The organism is Acinetobacter puyangensis (assembly GCF_900096995.1).
Lineage (GTDB): Bacteria > Pseudomonadota > Gammaproteobacteria > Pseudomonadales > Moraxellaceae > Acinetobacter > Acinetobacter puyangensis.
The window spans coordinates 371,762-388,897 of the sequence record NZ_OANT01000002.1 but is presented as its reverse complement, the minus strand read 5'-3'; the positions used below and the strand labels follow the sequence as shown (position 1 = coordinate 388,897).

General features: G+C 37.2%; 19 protein-coding genes. 1 reads left to right on the top strand and 18 read right to left on the bottom strand.

Going from position 1 to position 17,136, the window contains the following annotated elements:
• Positions 1–12: 12 nt before the first annotated feature.
• The 13 genes from CRO21_RS06335 to CRO21_RS06275 all read right to left on the bottom strand — a co-directional run bounded on the left by CRO21_RS06335 (position 13) and on the right by CRO21_RS06275 (position 12,686).
• Positions 13–651 carry a hypothetical protein gene (locus tag CRO21_RS06335; RefSeq protein ID WP_097078475.1) on the bottom strand — a complete coding sequence of 213 codons (639 nt, stop codon included), beginning with the start codon at positions 649–651 and terminating at the stop codon, positions 13–15.
• Positions 652–813: 162 nt separating this feature from the next.
• Positions 814–1,602 carry a hypothetical protein gene (locus CRO21_RS06330; RefSeq protein ID WP_097078474.1) on the bottom strand — a complete coding sequence of 263 codons (789 nt, stop codon included), beginning with the start codon at positions 1,600–1,602 and terminating at the stop codon, positions 814–816.
• Between the two features lie 12 nt (positions 1,603–1,614).
• The gene (locus tag CRO21_RS06325; protein WP_097078473.1) at positions 1,615–2,922 is read right to left on the bottom strand and encodes a hypothetical protein; all 1,308 of its coding nucleotides are present in this window, start codon (positions 2,920–2,922) and stop codon (positions 1,615–1,617) included.
• A 180-nt stretch (positions 2,923–3,102) separates the two neighbouring features.
• Positions 3,103–4,011 (bottom strand): hypothetical protein, encoded by a 909-nt coding sequence (locus CRO21_RS06320; protein WP_097078472.1) that lies wholly within the window; start codon positions 4,009–4,011, stop codon positions 3,103–3,105.
• Between the two features lie 3 nt (positions 4,012–4,014).
• On the bottom strand, positions 4,015–4,581 hold the full coding sequence (locus tag CRO21_RS06315; protein ID WP_097078471.1) for a hypothetical protein: 567 nt from the start codon (positions 4,579–4,581) through the stop codon (positions 4,015–4,017).
• Between the two features lie 62 nt (positions 4,582–4,643).
• The gene (locus CRO21_RS06310; protein WP_097078470.1) at positions 4,644–6,416 is read right to left on the bottom strand and encodes a hypothetical protein; all 1,773 of its coding nucleotides are present in this window, start codon (positions 6,414–6,416) and stop codon (positions 4,644–4,646) included.
• 104 nt (positions 6,417–6,520) lie between these two features.
• Positions 6,521–7,471 carry a hypothetical protein gene (locus tag CRO21_RS06305; protein WP_097078469.1) on the bottom strand — a complete coding sequence of 317 codons (951 nt, stop codon included), beginning with the start codon at positions 7,469–7,471 and terminating at the stop codon, positions 6,521–6,523.
• A 118-nt stretch (positions 7,472–7,589) separates the two neighbouring features.
• Entirely contained in the window at positions 7,590–7,898 is a 309-nt protein-coding gene (locus tag CRO21_RS06300) for a hypothetical protein (protein ID WP_097078468.1), read from the bottom strand.
• Positions 7,899–7,910: 12 nt separating this feature from the next.
• Positions 7,911–8,444 carry a hypothetical protein gene (locus CRO21_RS06295; protein ID WP_097078467.1) on the bottom strand — a complete coding sequence of 178 codons (534 nt, stop codon included), beginning with the start codon at positions 8,442–8,444 and terminating at the stop codon, positions 7,911–7,913.
• Positions 8,444–9,577, bottom strand: coding sequence for a hypothetical protein (locus CRO21_RS06290; RefSeq protein WP_097078466.1), 1,134 nt, complete (start codon positions 9,575–9,577; stop codon positions 8,444–8,446). The genes CRO21_RS06295 and CRO21_RS06290 overlap by 1 nt, the downstream gene beginning before the upstream one ends.
• A complete protein-coding gene (locus CRO21_RS06285) occupies positions 9,577–9,858 on the bottom strand; it encodes a hypothetical protein (RefSeq protein WP_097078465.1) in 282 nt (93 codons plus the stop codon). Before CRO21_RS06285 ends, CRO21_RS06290 begins: the two co-directional genes overlap by 1 nt.
• Positions 9,859–9,860: 2 nt before the next feature.
• Positions 9,861–11,063 (bottom strand): gp53-like domain-containing protein, encoded by a 1,203-nt coding sequence (locus CRO21_RS06280; RefSeq protein WP_097078464.1) that lies wholly within the window; start codon positions 11,061–11,063, stop codon positions 9,861–9,863.
• An 84-nt stretch (positions 11,064–11,147) separates the two neighbouring features.
• Complete coding sequence (locus tag CRO21_RS06275; protein WP_097078463.1) at positions 11,148–12,686, bottom strand: hypothetical protein; 1,539 nt, start codon at positions 12,684–12,686, stop codon at positions 11,148–11,150.
• 144 nt (positions 12,687–12,830) lie between these two features.
• On the opposite strand from CRO21_RS06275, the gene CRO21_RS06270 reads away from it, so the two are divergent.
• Positions 12,831–13,301 carry a BLUF domain-containing protein gene (locus CRO21_RS06270; RefSeq protein ID WP_097078536.1) on the top strand — a complete coding sequence of 157 codons (471 nt, stop codon included), beginning with the start codon at positions 12,831–12,833 and terminating at the stop codon, positions 13,299–13,301.
• Between the two features lie 607 nt (positions 13,302–13,908).
• On the opposite strand, the gene CRO21_RS06260 is transcribed toward CRO21_RS06270, so the two are convergent.
• From CRO21_RS06260 to CRO21_RS06240, 5 genes are all read right to left on the bottom strand, one after another.
• Positions 13,909–14,415, bottom strand: coding sequence for a hypothetical protein (locus CRO21_RS06260; RefSeq protein WP_097078461.1), 507 nt, complete (start codon positions 14,413–14,415; stop codon positions 13,909–13,911).
• Between the two features lie 7 nt (positions 14,416–14,422).
• Positions 14,423–14,632 carry a TraR/DksA C4-type zinc finger protein gene (locus tag CRO21_RS17790; RefSeq protein ID WP_097078460.1) on the bottom strand — a complete coding sequence of 70 codons (210 nt, stop codon included), beginning with the start codon at positions 14,630–14,632 and terminating at the stop codon, positions 14,423–14,425.
• 2 nt (positions 14,633–14,634) lie between these two features.
• Positions 14,635–15,441: a hypothetical protein gene (locus CRO21_RS06250; protein ID WP_097078459.1), complete on the bottom strand. Its 807-nt coding sequence runs from the start codon at positions 15,439–15,441 to the stop codon at positions 14,635–14,637.
• Between the two features lie 3 nt (positions 15,442–15,444).
• Positions 15,445–16,365 carry a hypothetical protein gene (locus CRO21_RS06245; protein WP_097078458.1) on the bottom strand — a complete coding sequence of 307 codons (921 nt, stop codon included), beginning with the start codon at positions 16,363–16,365 and terminating at the stop codon, positions 15,445–15,447.
• A 266-nt stretch (positions 16,366–16,631) separates the two neighbouring features.
• Complete coding sequence (locus tag CRO21_RS06240) at positions 16,632–17,108, bottom strand: hypothetical protein (RefSeq protein WP_097078457.1); 477 nt, start codon at positions 17,106–17,108, stop codon at positions 16,632–16,634.
• Positions 17,109–17,136: the final 28 nt, after the last annotated feature.

The following is a 17,136-nucleotide window of genomic DNA, read 5'->3' as shown; positions in this document are numbered from 1 at the left end:
AGAGCCACGAATTCAATCTGTTTTAGTGACGTCCGTATTTATTTTGAATATAGGTGAATTTATTACATTCATCACATTACTAGGTACCGCTTTTTCATCAATAATCCTATTTATAGTCTCAGAATTTATATTGAAGCCAGAATTTGAGGCCGATGCTGTTGCTTGTTTCTTGTCTGGTTCAGTATTTTGATTGGTTGATTCATTAGATTGCTTAGCAGTATTAATACTAGCAAGCCCTTTTAATTTCTCAAGATACTCCAAATTATATTGATTAGCACTTTTGAATTTGATGACTAACTTGCTACCTCTTAGATCCTCAATTTTCGTATCTTGAGATGCATCAAATGAAAAAACACTTTTAGATAATGATTTTAGACTCAGTGGATCTGCCGCTATACCCAACTTTCCATCTTTAGATGCATTAGCACTCAAATTAATTTCTAACTGAATATCATCAACATAAACCCCTGCCTTTACACTTTCAGCATCTAAGTTTTTTTTCATGTTAGCAATACCAATTGCAATTTGAGGTAAAGCATCCTCAACGCTTATGTCTTGACGAGTTTCTTTATAATTTCTATTAATTTGGGACGACATACAGCCACTCAAACACAAAGTCACTAAGCATGTACTTAATATTTCATTTTTCATTTCAAAACTCCTTTTGATTATTGTTTTACTAATAAACATTATAATTACAATTTAAACAATATTTACAACATATTGTTACAATGTAAATAAATACTCAAAACTAATATCTAGACAAAAAGACCGCCTAAGCGATCTTTTTATCAATCATCCAAAAAATCAGGATCAATATAATCCCAATTTCCGACCTTTTTTAAATGATTTGACACGTAATTTGATTGCATTGGCTGTGCGGGCTTTTAAACCTGCTTTTTTCACTGCAACTTTTTGTTTTGCTGTTAAGCGAACAGTCTGGTTAGGTAAACGTTTATTTACTATAACCTTACGGCCTTTGCGAATAGCCCAAGCACCTTTGTAGACCACTTTTTTACCATGTACTTTACGTGCTGCAAAACTACCTACCCGCGCCTTACCTTTTTGTTTCATTTGACTTGAAGATAATGCAGCATCGAAACCGGCTTCACCTTCATATGGTTCCCCGTAAACAAAATCGCTGATAAATGCATCAAGTGGCTCACCATCATCTGGCAAATTAGCCAATGCAGATTCAGAACCTGCTTCAATCGCTGCATCTGCTACAGTCACATCGTCACTAAACATTTGAGCAATCGTTGTCTCATCAACACCCAGGCTTTCAAAAGCATCTTGAACTGCACCTACGACCAAATCAAATAAAACATTATCATCATCGTCAGCATCATCTACTGCCTCAACCAAAAGTCCATCCAGATAATCAGAAGGAAGTTGATCACCTAAATCACCGGCACTTAAATCTGCAATTAAAGTCGAAACAATGCCTAAACCAAGAGAACGGGCGTGTTCAATGATAGATTGTGCCTCACGAACTTCACTGGTACTTAATTGCTTGGCAGCATCTTCAAATTCAGCTGCTGTAGCACCGTCAAATAAAGCAAATGACCCTTTTACACGTTGTAAACTACCAAAACCATTCATGGTTATTTTCCTCTATTTAGTAATGACATCATCAAAAATGACTGAACGCACAGCACCTTCAGGGCGGCGTGCAAGATATAAACGAACTCGTTCAAATGGTTTTGATTCGTCCGGTACCAGACTGAATTGATATGGCTGGTAACCTAGATCCTCTGCATCCACGATTAACCCTGCGCTATAACAGGCATTTAAAAATTTGGTAATATCCCGACCGGCATCTTCGAGAAAAGATGTTGTTTTTTTCAACATATGACGTTTTAGAATTTCAGTCACACGATTAGTTGTATAGCAGGCAATTTCTGCCGCATTTACGACACGTAAGGCGCTGGTTTCACTAACATATTGAGTAAGTACATCACTCATCACGAATTGGATACCAGTATCATAATTGATACGTCGCACGACATTGATTTTTGCTTCTGCTAGTGCCTCGATGGTTTCTTCATCAAAAATCACATCATCTCGTGGGGTCATTGCCTTTAATTTAAACGGATAAGGTTCACCAGCAACTGGGTCGGCAATCATCGGAATGGATTGAGCAGTAGTTTTCACATTGCGTAAAGCTTTCAAGCCCAAATAATGGCCCAATACATAACAAGGCTTTTGACGTCCTCTTAATGAACTTGCATCACGTGGACGGCATGTGTTGGGTGACCAGATCAGTTGTACTCGATGATCTTGTGCATCAAGTGATTGAGCCAAACTTATGGCGACATCCTGATCTAAAGTAGGATCCAGTTCGACTATCAATGGAATATTAAGATTATCTATCACACGATATAAAGCAGAATATACTTCCAAATAATCAAGACCATTCAGGCCAATATCACTTGGACGCTGATCAAGAGAAATCAAAGTTTTATAAAGTGTATCTGCATCAAAACCAGGTGGTTGATCTTCAATAAGGACCAATTGAATAGAATTTCGGCCTAAGCTGTTAACGGAATTGTACGCATCACTTAGGAGTATGGCTGCGATCATATTACTGTAACTATTGTTGCCATAAACCAGTTCAAATGATTTGAAAATATTTTTAGCTCCAGCAACATTCCAGAGTGATGAGTTATCCTCTTCATTCCAGCTTAAATTACCTTGTACTTGATATATTTCATCACCAGCCAGTGTATCAATCCATGTTAATCGACAAACAATTTGGCTTCCTTTTGTCGGATTGGCCACTTTTCCGAAAAACTGAATTTTTAATGCAACTTCTGAACCTAGATAATTGTATAGATCATAGTCAATTCCGAATGCAGCACCTTCAGTATTTCCTAAACTGATTTGACCACTGGAATTTAGATTTACTGCGACTGCTGTCATAGATTACCCCCTTGTGACGAGGTAAGGACAACTTCACATTTGCTTTTTTCGATCATTGGATTGCCACCAAACATCATTGATATATGTATTGTGGCAAATACTTTTTTGGGTATTTACCGTATGTTCCAAAAAGTAGGCTGCACCATGCAGCCTAATAGGAGTAATTAACTTGACGGTCGGCTATGACATAACTTCCGTTGAAGCTTTGATGGTATATTCATCTGCTTCTAGTGTAATGGTTATAATCTCTCCAACATCAACTTCACTACCTGCTTTAAGAGATGCTTTGATAGAACTTAAATTATTTTGGTCAACAATTGAAATTTCAAAATTTGGATTATCAACTGTCCATTTAATGGATTTAAAATGATAATTATTTGGCATATTGGACCATACGACATTGATGCCATATGATGCTACTGCCACCTGACTCATTTGAGGCGCGCCATTCAAAATGGGTTCAGCGGGTACAATAGCTGGGGAGTGTACTGTAAATCCGCGGGTTGTTCCCAATGGTGCAACTTGTCCATATTCATCATTCGAGCGCATCACTACTATTGAAATAGCTTTGTCCCCCTCAGGTATGTCTTCCTTGATATTAAAAGGAATAACAAGATCCTGACCGGGCTGTAAAGTAAAATTTGTATTTACAAGGGAATCTACCAAGCCTGTAGATACTGGTTCAACAAATTTAATTTGCACTGGCCGCGTTAGCCCACTATCTGGACGGACTATACAATTTAACGTATCACCTGGATTAAGATGATAAACACTTCGGTAGTCAAGATTCGAAAATTCTGATTCAATCGAAAACTTAGTGATAATATTAAATACATCGACCACATCTGAGAGTTTAAGAGCTGAAAATCCATGTAGATGATTAATTTGTGCAATATTTTTTAGTAGTTGCTCATAAGCCAAACGCCCAGTTAATGTAAATTCAACTTGGCCCAAAGCCCCTACCACTAAACCGGTTAAAGGTTCTAAAATGTCACGAGAAGCTAAATTACCAAGCTTCAGCACATATTCAGTAGCTTCATCACCTAATAAATCAGTAAATGCATTGGTACCATTAATTGCAATTGTCATGAATTAAAACTCCAATTTACGACCAAAGGCTTGCAATTGTGCAAGATTTTTTCGTATCTGATCATAATAAGTACGACTATTCGCTTCAATTGTGACTGTTTCACCCGGCTTAATTGAAGTACACGTCATGGGTTCAACAACTGTCATTGATCCAGAATTGGTTACCTTAATACTAAGATCTGACGATTTTGTTACAGTGGTATCCTGTTTAATTTCGTCTTGCGGAACTACTTCAACAATATTTTCAGTTGGTTTAGAGGTCGTTAAAGCTGTTTTATCTGTAGTAGTCTTACTTGTTTCTTTTTTTGTGTATTTACGCTTCGTAGTTGTTTTTTCAGCACTTACCGCTTTCATATCAATCGAATTTGCTGCTTCAGCTGTTGTCGAATTCGATGGGGAGGTATCTTCGGATTGGTTGGTTTCATCAGCTACAACAAGGCTATCAGATCCATTTGTTGCTGCATCATTTGAACTTTCATCTGCTTTATCCTCCGGCTGTCCTGTTAGATTTTCATCTGAAAGGGTTGAAGTGGCAACGGGATCATTTAGGGTTTCTGTGTTTTCAGTCATTAGAATATCCTCAAATTTTATAAAAAAAGGCGTAAAACTACGCCTTTTCTATGTTCCAGTGATTACGCACCAAGGGCTGGCAGGTTAATCATTTCGATTAGTGCCACTTGATCTGCATATCGCTCAAGTGGATTTAATTCCGCAGCCATTTGTGCATGTAGGCCGAACTGAATATCCCGTGTATCCGGTTTAGCTTCACGGAAAATTGGTGGCTGAGTAATGGTCCCAACCATTGGATTACGTGCAGGTTCATTACCATTCCCTACCAGCATAATTTCGGCAGCATTCACACCTTCAATGACAACCCCCTGAGCAGTCGGTGTGTGATAAACATCGGTACCATCATTCAGTGTACCGATTCGCACGATCTCACCCCATGATGCAGTAGCACCAGTTTTGGTGAATACGCTTGAATCAAGCTGATTAAAGAATACAGCCCCCAAATCACCAACATAAAGGCCAAATCGGACAGTTGCGCCACCGGAGGCCTGACGAATCTTTAATTTTGCAAACTGAATGAATTTCAGGATTTCACGAATAAGATCTGCCGTAGTATTCATTGCAGCAGTTAAATTACCGGTAGCCCCGCGTGAAGCATCAAAAGTGAAGATACGCTTTGCAGCACCGTCGCCACTGGTATATTTCGCACGGTCTTTTGCTTCTTTCAATAGGCGTACATTTTGTTCCAGGAAATATTTACCTTGCATCGCGGCCAATGCCGCACCCACAAAACCAACACCTAATTCATTGGCCATCTGATTATTGGTGTTATAAGAAACATTAATGTGGTTAACGACCGGTACAGACTGAATTAAGTCATATTCTGGTTCTAGCGATACACCAACTGGATTCAGCAAATGCTTTTTACTACCATCTTTTGCATCAAAATCTGCAACCAAATGCACTTCAATTGCTGTATTTGCCGGTAATGCCTGATCAAAAGTTGCAGTAATAGTACGTGTGTCAATATTTACTGATACAGCATTCAATGTAAAAGTAGTACCAGCAATTTCAATTTCTGGACGTTTGATCGTTGCACTGACTGAACCTTTAGCAACTGAAAGATTTTGATCACCACGGGTATGCGCTAATTCACGACCATTTACTCGCAATGAAACATTGCCTGAAAGAAATGGCAGTAAATCACCATTTTCATTCGGAGTTTTTGCAGTAAAATCCTCGTATGTAGTCCGAGCAGTCACCGCATAAACATTAGGAGTAGCACTTTCAGCAGTCAATGCAAAAGCAAAACGTCCTTCGGCGTATGGTAGAGCTGCGTTGGCACCATCCAGATAGTCACCTTGTGCCATTGCACCAAAAGCTGAGTCAGTCATATACCGAACAGCAACTACAGGGACACGAACAGAATTGGTTGGGTTTGGCAACATCGCGACAATTGGTAAGGAATTCGCAATGACATTGGCAATGGTCACTACAGTCATAGCCGGAACTACAGCAGCCTGTTCATAAGAGCCATTGGAGATATCATCAAATTGTGCCAAGCCATCGAACATAGCTTGATTATATTTTCCTTCCGCAACACTTTTACCAGCACTCAAGGCCGAAGCAATCACGCTCGGATGCGGTAACTCCCCACCGTTTCGGCTTTGATATGCTTCAATCCCCATGCGCACAGCATCATCAATCTTGGCTTGGTATTTTTCTTCAATGCTATCAAAAATTGCCTGCAAAGGTTCGGGACGTGCTGAAGGTTCTACACTGATACTATCGAAACCAGCGACTTGACCATTACTAAAATAATATTTTGCACAAGTTGCAATTGCCTGAGATTGTGCGTCAAAATGTTGTTGTGCTTCGTTGCTTAATGCACCCATGTCTTTTACCTATGTAAAGAAAATCTTCATTGGGAGCATCTTTACATAAGCAAAAATAGGGTTTTATGGTGGGTTCCAAAATAAAAAAATAAGTGTATGTTCAGTTACTCATTAATATCACATAAGAACTTATTATACTTTTCACTAAGCAAACCGAATTCACCCCAAGATGGACTAACAGAGAAACCAACACCACTTTCTTTAATTGTGCCCCAAAAAAGTACAAATCGTCCTGAACACCCTCCTTCACGAATTCCTCTACGATCCTGTAATTTAGATTTAATCTTTAGAGAAAAATGAATAATGGAGTCATGTTTTTCTAAAAAAGTCATTCTTATGTAATCATCATTCGCGTTTCTTAAAAATTTAGATATTTTGATCTTGCCGTAAAATAAACTAGGTATCTGGTCAATATCTTGAGCCATTTCCCTCATTCTGGGTTCGTCTAATTCTTGAATATTGATTAAAGTATCTTTTAATGTTAATGCTTTTTGCATATTTGGAAAGTAAATATAAGCGTGCAACTTTTTATCGAAATTTACACAAAGTGCCTGAATAGACATTATTCGAGTCGGTAAATTTAGTTTTTCGCCTTGATGTCTTGATATTGGAATACCTGTTATTTCACCTTCCTCATCCTCAATAAACTCAAAATCATAGGGTTTAGTTTTATCAGTTGAATTATTTTCCACTGGTTCAGAAATAAATTTTGAAATTATTATTAGCTCACCATCATTGATAGCTTTTTTGGCTTGTTCTTCATTACTATATTTTTTCCCATTCCCCTCTGGTGTTCGAAGACTACATTTTACATCTTTAAATCTCGGTAAATGTCTAAAAAATGCATTTCTATTATTTGTAAGTATATTTCCATCAGTTGGAACTCTTGATAAAGGTGTTTTACATGATGGGCAAAAAATATTGCCTTTCATACTCAACTCAAATTCATTAGCCTTTATGTGGATTGAATTATCAATTAAATCTTTAATATCTCCATTTTCATATGTCCAGTTATCAAGATAAAAAGCTGTTTCAATTTTAGGATTTTTTGACATTTAAAATACACCCTAGTAATTTTGCTTAAAATTAAGTCAAGTAACTAACATTATTACTATAATAATTAAAAAAAACTAGAGTGCAGAATCTTGATTTCCTAAATATTCCTTGGATATTTTACCCACTAACCCCGCTGGTCACATAAATTCCTACTTCCGCACCTGCGGTTACTTTATAGCGCAAAGAATTCCAGACATGTTGCCTAAAAGGTTCACTATCAGCCACACCAGATTCAATTGTGCAAATAGGGATCCATTGATCCTCAATGCCAATGTCTAGTTGATCCAAAGGCACATTAGATCCAGAAAACTCAACAACTGCTCCACTGCCAATTACCTGGTAATTAAAAATTGCAGATGTACATTGAGATTTCATACCAACATCACCTACTGATTTTCCTGTTTCATTGAACAATAAATAAGCCATAATAATAATTTCCTACTCTTTTATTGGGTCTAACTGTAAATCATCACGTCGATTAAGAATGAACTTGGTTCCAAAATCTGCCATGATGGTCTGGCCAGTAATGCTGACAATTTCAAACCAAACCATAAAATCTTGATATACAGACAATCCCAGTAGATCACCTTCATTTAAGGTGAAATCCGGAATTTTAGTTATTTGATCTGATATTTGCTCATAAGAACTATCATATGGTTCAATTTGGGCAAATATCGCCACATCATCAGGATTGACCATTGAGAAATTTTTATGGACATAACCACCATTGAATTTATCCGCTAAAATATAGGCCATCCCAATATATTCATAGCTATAATTTGGCTCGTCCTGTTGAGAAACAGCCAATGCTTCAAACGATAATGGATCTAAAGGTTCTGAAATATCTGCATTGTCGTAAATGATGTTTTTACGCCAAATCTGAGCCTGAACACTGGCAAGTGTATTCATTACGACACGCCTAGCCACAAGTCTACGACCATTGGCAACTCGATTAACGGCTGTGTTAAGCATTACTTTGTACCTCGTTTATAGAATGCGTACTGTTCTGGGGTGATTAACTTTGATGCCAGCAAAGAATCTAAAGTACGAAGTGCATCCTGTTTTTGCTTTTGTATGATTTTATCAGCAGCATCTTTACCCTGTTCTTTAGCAACTTTCTCAAGTTCCTGTTTTTGCCGTTTTTCTGCCTCTCTCTGTTTTGCCTTATTATAATTATTAGCCCGGCGCATCATTTCACGTTGAGCTGCCTTATCGTTACGTGCGATAACCTTATTGGTTTTACTCTCAATAATTTCAAACTGGCGGTCCAGTTCTTTAATCAATTGCCTGTCAGTTTGTTTACGTCGTTGACCTGCCTGTTTACTGCGTTCTTTCTGTAATTGCTTGGTAATATACTGTGTAAATGCTGGTGAAAGAATATAGTGCATGACTCTTAATACATGTTTACAAGCCACTCCGGCTAGATGTGGATTTGTGAGTTTTGGATAGCCTTCTTCAATACGCCCAAAACCATATCCACCAATTGATGCAATATATCTAAACCAGTATGTATGCCGTCCACAATCACATTCAAATTTCAACTTTCCATACATCAGTTTCTTTTTCACTGCATCCGCTGTAATAGCAGTGGGTTGTAAAATTAATGATTGATAATTAAGGAACTCAACATTTACATGGTGTTCAGTAACATTACTTTCTTTACTGGCATTTGTCATAAAATGAACAACGCCATTTTTTATGCTTAGAGGTACCGCCATAAAGATTTGTTCATTTGATTTTTTGATATCAAATGGCAAGCTTAAATTTATAACCTGTTTTGCTGTAATACCTCGCTTATACTGGTCCTGCAACAACTCGATATTTTTTTGAAAAGCCACCAGATCATCACGATTTACACGGCGTATTTCATTACCAAGAGTCGTATAAAAGACCTTCTCAACATCATAAGTTACACCTTTTTGTATATCCTGAGGACGCAGAAAAGTAGGTTCTGTAAGTTTTGAATCGCCTTTGCCAACTTCCTTTCGTTGTTGGGTTTCACTGGTAAATCGACTTTTACCTTGTGCCCTTAGGTCAGATTGCTCAACTTTCTGCCTAAGATGCTGATGTGCAGCACGCAAACGATCTGGTTCGATCTCTGCCATTAGATTTCATCACTCATATATGTTTTTCTTAGAGCAATGACATCGCTGATTAATGGTAAAATTATCCGTTGTACTGGTAATAATTCCCATATGCCTGAAACACCACAAGCAACCAATACAACATCAACATGCATCCGGGTACCATATGCCCTCAGACTAAGTAATGTAGGATCTTTGGCCTCGTCCGGCTGAACATCCCAGACAATTATGCGCCGGACATCACTCTGATTCCTGCGTTGTTCAAGCAAAGTTCTAATCGCATTACGGTAGGCATTAATCATAATTAATATCCTATTGCTTGCCAGTAAATACCATCAAATTCTCTTGTTACAGATGCAGACATATTTTGTGTCAGTACAGTAACACCTGTTAATTTAGGATTGTAGGTTTGTGAACCTAGGTCATTTTGTTGATTGAGTGTTTTTAGATTTAAGCCAGTAATAACATTAATAATATTTTCAGGAAATGCTAACGGAAATGTAACCTCATAATACCGTTCATTACTATCCGAAGATCCAGGTACTCGTACCCATCCATTTTCACTAAATGACACAAAACCCCATTGTAAAATAAATCCATTTGGTAAGGCCGTATACCCATTTTTGGATTTTAAACTTTGACCTATTTGCACTTCACCAGTTGCATTAAGTTTTAAATTTCCTTGTGTATCAGCTGAGATGCTTGCAGCAACAGTATCATTACCATGGGGTTTAAAATTAATGGCTTTAGTACCGCTTCCCCCATTGGCTGCACCGATGCTTATAGATTCTGTAGCAATAAAAGTTTCAGCAGTAAGATTCTTTTCTGCAACTACATTTTTAGTGAAAGTGGCATCACCTGAAATAGTCGTTTTTCCTGAGAGCTCTGATTCTCCAGTTACTTCCAATTTCTCGGAAACCTTCAACTCGGTTGTATTTGTCTCTTTGGAAAAACTGTTTTTATTGTTAAATGTATTTTCGCCATTGAAAGTATTGTTACCATTGACTTGGTTATTTTCTTCTCGTAAAAAATATTGTGGATGCGGATCATCCGCTGCAAGATGTTCATTCATAAGTTGCGTAGCAATCTGACCATCCGAATCAATTACTATTGAAATCGAATCAGAATTTACATCAGCAAGTGACATTCCGATCGTGACTACGGTTGTAATCTCATTAACAAGTGTAAATAATGGATCAATATCTGTTGTAGACGCTACTGCAAATAAAATTCCATCTTCTGTAAGCAAACCAATCTCATAGATATCTGCTGAAATTGTAGAATCAATTGAGGCAATTAAATTTAGTGTTCCACCCTGTGTACTTCCACCACTTAAATTATATCTAGCCAATTGATTAGTGAGAGATTGTAGATTTTCTGCTGCTTGAGAAGCATCATAACGACCACTACCCACAGCAATATAAGCAAGTTCAATTGTAACTTTCAGATTTTCAGCATCAATCGCTGCTTGTTTACCCACGTTGGTCAGATAAAATTGAGTCGCCATTTAATACAAAACCAAGATATTTAAAATAAATATCATGGTAATAATAATGCTATGGTTATTTTGTGGTTGGTTCCAACGAAGAAATCACATTTCTTTGGCAGCCTCCCTTAATTTGGCAAACCGACTGGCTTTATCTGCCTGTTCCTGCCCCTCAGGGGTATCATCGATCTGGTCAATTGTGTCATATGCTTCTGTGTAATGAACATTTTCTAAGAACAAGAAAGCGAATGCATCACCCAAATCGGGTGATTTAATACCCTCTCTACGCATTTCCTCTTTAGATTTGATTTTGTATCGGCTTTGATCATCAAAAGCATATGGGATATGAATAATCTGTTCTTTAAACTTGACCGAATGCTTTTTGGTTTTGAGTTTGAAGCGACCCTGAGATATAGCGCGGCCAAGACAGACATAAGCCTGTGCACGTTTATTGACATATTGCTTTCTATTTTCATTATTGAAACATGCACCGCCCCAATATACCGGAATATAGAAAATGCCGTTATTCTTAAGCTTTTGCCCTAGGCCCTTACCAGCTCCATTGTCATCAACAACAAGTAATGCATTAGGATAATAGTTGATACATTCGTTAATCACCCCAAACAATTCATCAATATTATCTTTGTTTTTACATAATGGAATATCGACGACTTCAACACGTCGCGCACGATCTCCCCACTGTGCTTCCCCCAAAACCTTGGACACGGCAATAACACTGTCATCTCGTCCTACACCACCACCCACATCAACAGTTATAACGTACCCGAACTTATGATCATCGAAAATACTGGTACCGACATAACATTCTTCTGCCTGGCGCATAGAAACCAGAAATTCATCAAGTCGATCAGGGAATCTACCCAGTACACGAATTTGATATTGAGGATCTTCGCGGGAACCATATTTGAGTAATTGTTCACGGATAGATTTTTTACTGACCAGTGGCGACTCTTCACCATTGAATACCAATGAAATCCAGTCACCGCCAACCCTATGGCTAAGTTTATGGTGTGTATCATAGAACATACCTGAACTTTTAGCCGGTTGTGATGTCATTACTGCACGATTGTCCTCGTGCGTTAATGCACCGAGTACCACGTCCATGACGGCATCATCAACGCCACAGGCTTCATCAATCCAAACCATGTAATTGTCGCCGTGCATACCGGCAATATTAGTTGGTTGATGTTTAGGGGCAGTTTTGGCAAAAACATACCATTTTTCTTTATAGCCTTTTATATAGACTAATTCGGATTGATAACCAACATACTCAGCAAGCCAACCCAGTGGTCCTTGTCTAAGACGGTCCAGATTGATACTGATTTCTTTCCATACTTGTTTTTTTAACTGCCCGATCTGTGGTGCAGTAAACAACATGATACTTTCATCAAAAAATAAAAGATGCCAAAGAGCGACTATACCGGATGAAGCTGTTTTACCAGTACCGTGACCTGACGCAACACTGGTTCTGGATCCATCGAATGCAATTGATTTAAATAGTAATTCTTGCTGCCATGTAGGTTCAACGCCTAATGCTTCAACAGCAAAGGCGTAAATATCATATCTGTAGCGTTCGCACAGTTCCCACCATTCAGGAATGTCTTTAAGTGGTTTTAAAGCCAAAAAAATACCCTATAAACTTTGATTTATAGGGTAATCATTTGAATTAGATTAAATTTTAAGATGTTCCAAACATCAAAATATATAAATAAAATTAATGTTTGTGCTACATTAATTATCCCCCCTGGAAAATTTAATGTGAAATCAATGAAAGCTAGACTTTGCTATTCTAGTAGAAGAAATGAAGATGAGAACTTAATTGAAGATATCATCGATATTCTTACTGTAGCCCGTAAATTTAACTCGGAAAACAAAATTTATGGCGTTCTTTATTATGCTGATAATTCCTTTTTTCAATGTCTTGAAGGTAATAAAAGTGACATAGAATCCTTATTTGAAAGCATAAAAAAAGATCCTAGGCATCACTCTTTAAAACATTTGGAAACAACACATATTGAAAAGTTTAGTTTTAAAAAGTGGTCTATGAAATATGTAGACAAAAATTCAGATATCGATATGTTCTTCAAAAAGAATGGTAGCGAAAAATTTGATCCACAGGTATTAGATTTGAAAATTTTACCATTATTTTTAGAAAACTTAATATGTGTCAATCAAAAGGAATCAAGCTCGCGTCTTAAAAAAGGCATTTTTAACCGTGGTATTACTCCAATTTTTTAAATCTTATTAAAAAATCAGCATTTTTTAATAAGAAAATTGACATATATGAAAAAAATATTCCTGTATAAATCAGGAATATTTCATTTATATTTCCCAATATAAAAATTAAGATTAAAAAAGGAATTGTTAAAACAAAGTAATATTTTGATTTTTTCAATTGAATCACATATAAAATATTGACCAAATTATAAATAAATGATGTTAGAAATAAATTTAAACTTTGAACTAACTCAAAATAATCAAATAATACAAGAAGAATAAAAAAACATATTGTTGATAATAAAAAAAAGATAAGGTCTTTTAAATTTAACATAATTTCCTCCCGATAAAAAAAGGAACCTTCTCCTATTCCCCCCGGAAATGGAGAAGGTTCCAATAGTTCATGCATTGAAATTTATTATTGAGATGGTAGTTGAAATTATGTTTTCCATTCTCTTTAATCTTGACCAAGTCAATTTCAAATGCATGAGTTAATTATAGAAAATCTTTAAAAATAGACTATAAGCTTTTGGCTTACATAGATGTCAGATCTAGCTTACATGAATGTAAGAAATAACTTACAAATGTTTATTTTTTAAACAGTGTTTCACTTTATTTCACATTGATACTAACAACTAAATGGCAGCATACTGTTATCGACATCTTCTGACACTGTTTTAGCTTCAAATGCACTATAGTTGAATGCCACTTGGCTACTTGCCCAGACTGCAAGTAAAGTTGCAACATGGCCATTATCCAACGAACTGCTGTCAAATTCCTGTTGGATACCATTCTTGTCCACTTTACGAACTTGCAGAATATTACCGGGATCAAATCTGTTTAAGTTTTTTGCAATCTCTACCAATTTTGAACGCATACGCATTTGATAAACTGAAATTACAGTCTCAAGATCCTCTTTGGCATTAAATGATAAATGCCAGCTTTTAACCAACTCAGGTGCATCCGTAACCACAATGGTAGTTTGACGATATTCTTCAAGTACTGGAAGAGTTGAAAATTTTTCCAGCTTTTCTATTAATAACTCGCCAGTATCTTTAAAACAAAGCCCTAATATCCTGACTGGCTCATTGGCAAAGCCCACAACTCTGGCATCAATACGAATAAAATCGGTCATAACAAACTTACCTGAATCTATTTGGTTTTCTTTCCATTAAAGACTGGCATTCAACACATAAACGTACACCACCCAAATTTCTACGTTGCTCCGGTATTTCATCTCCACATTCCTCACATTGTAAAAGTGAAATACCATTAAAAATTACACGATTGAGTATTTGTTCTTTTAAAAGCATTTCTGCCAGATCATTTGCCTTATCTATTTCATCACTCATTTCTAATCCTTAATTCTTTCAACTTCAATGACACCTGTATCCGGATCAGCTGTAATGCGAGTATGCAACTCATCATATTGATCAGCCTGTATCACAACACTGTCATTAATTTCCCCGGTTTTAGGCATACCATTCTTATCGTAGCCATTGCCTACAGTATCCTCATCATATGCACCTAGACCAAGAACGTGCGGAACGTAGCCAACCAATGTGACATCAACTGTAAAGATAGAAATATTAGTGGCTTCACTCGGAACCGGATTAGGCATTAAATTATTTTCAAAGACAATAAATCTAAATTCATCAAATACATTTCCACCAAGATTAAAAGTAACATTAATTTTTCGTTTCCAATCATCTGACAAATAAGCACATAATTGTGAACACACAGACCGGGCATCATGAGGATTGGTTGCATAAAAAGCGACTTGCGCACGAATTGCCTGAGGTATAACTCTAACCTTAACCAGCTTTTCATTAATGATAGTTTCCACAAAATATGGAACACCTAGTAATTGACTGGTGTCCGGTGGCATATCGACAGGTGCAGTAGCGGTTAACATCACGGGGAAAAAAGATGATGTACCAGTTTCACTACCATCATTTTTATTTTTACGATACGCACCCAGCATACCTTCAGAATCGTCCATAAGCTGTGCACGGCAGGATCTAATAGCCTTGGCAACTTCCCTTCTTTTCCATTCAGCTAATTGTAAAGTCTCTGGCATGGTCCATGCTCGAAAATCAAGAAGCAAAAGGACCCATGCATTTTGTATCGCTTTGAGGGGATCATGTGGCATTGCATCCATACATTATCCCCCGAATGTTAAGAATTTACGGACAGTTTTAACAAGGCCAGTTCCTCGCTGCTTTGTATTGTCCTGAACTAAATTACCTTCCAGTTGTTCTAAATAATGTTCAGCTTCAGCAAGCGCACTATCAAATGTACGAATTTCACCAACCATACCTGTGTAAAGATCCTGTTGACGTTGCTGCTGTAATTGCTTTTTACGTTCATGCAAACTGATTTGCTGAGTCAATGCATCAATTTGATCAAGTGCCTGTTCGTTCATTTGCCCCAAGGTAATTTGGGCATGGATACTGTCAAAAGTGCTGATAATTTGCTGCTCAAGCATATTTGCAATTAAAGCCTGTGAAGGTTCTAGTGCTGATAAATCAGTTGCACTATCAAAACATGCAATCAGATTATTAGACGGATCTTCAGGGACAAATAGGCCATCAAATAACTGACCATCACCAACATTGGTGGCATAGTTGGGCTGGGTTACATAATCAAACCCGAAGAAGCCACTTGGTGTAAGTTTATTTGGTGGTGTTTTGCGATAGTTTACAGCGGTACTAAAACCGCCAACTTTGGCAAGGTACTGCGTGCGAGCAAATTCCCCAGATTCATTTTCCAAAAATTCCGCACGATGACTTACAGTACCATCTTTATCAGCTTTGATTTCAATGGTCCTGAAAGCAGGCTCAAGGTGCACCATCTTTCCACTGATCGGTACGCTCTCAGGCGGTACCATACCAAAACGTTGTCGAATCTGATGTCCATAGAACCCGATCAATTGCCCTGTCTTAACCATTTCCTGAGTGCTTGGTGCATTAATCAAATTGATCATGCTCATAAAATCAATGTTTGATCTGTCCACACCTGTATGCTTACGCCCCCGATTATGTAGGTTGTATTGTAAAACTTTAGTTTTTCGTCCTTTAGACATGAAAAAGCCCCAACGATGTATTGAGGCTATTTTGCTTTGTATTGGAATGTTAATTTGAGCTGAGTTCCAGCAAAGGCAATTTCATCTTATCTATAATCATTAATAAGCTATTACCGCTTTGAAAACCGATGGTTACTTTATTATATTTACCACGCCCAGTAATCATTCCACCACAATATTCTGTATCTTCTACTTCAACGAACTCAACAGTTTAAAGATCAATTTGCTGATCATTGTGGTGCTTATAGCAATAGATTTTCACTATTTTAGATGACATTTTTACCCTCTACTCCTCGAAGTTTACGTGAGAGTGAACGATCTTTGAACGCTGATAACGCCAACTGCATATGTTTCAAAGCAATTTTATTCTCTTTACACGGAAATTTAGCATCCAAAATATTCATCCGGTGAATCAAAACTTCAAGCAAGGCTTCATTCGTCAAACCGTTAATACCTTCTACTGGTACCGATCCATCCTGAAAATGCAGATGAGTTTCAAAGTAACGCTCATGATCAAAATCCTGTGCTTCTAAATCAGGTGTGATTGTGTAGTAGTAACCAGGTGGATAGCTGAAAACATTATCAATGGACTGGCCATTTCTTAATTGATCTTCTTGTTCTGTGGTGAGTTCATTATCTGAAATTGCAACAAGATGCTGTACAGATAAATTTGAAGGTTCTCCAATAATATCAATTACAGCATAGCTGGTATCTGGAATTTGATTTTCAGTGTTTTTAGACATTAATAAAGCCTATATCGTTAAAGAAGTT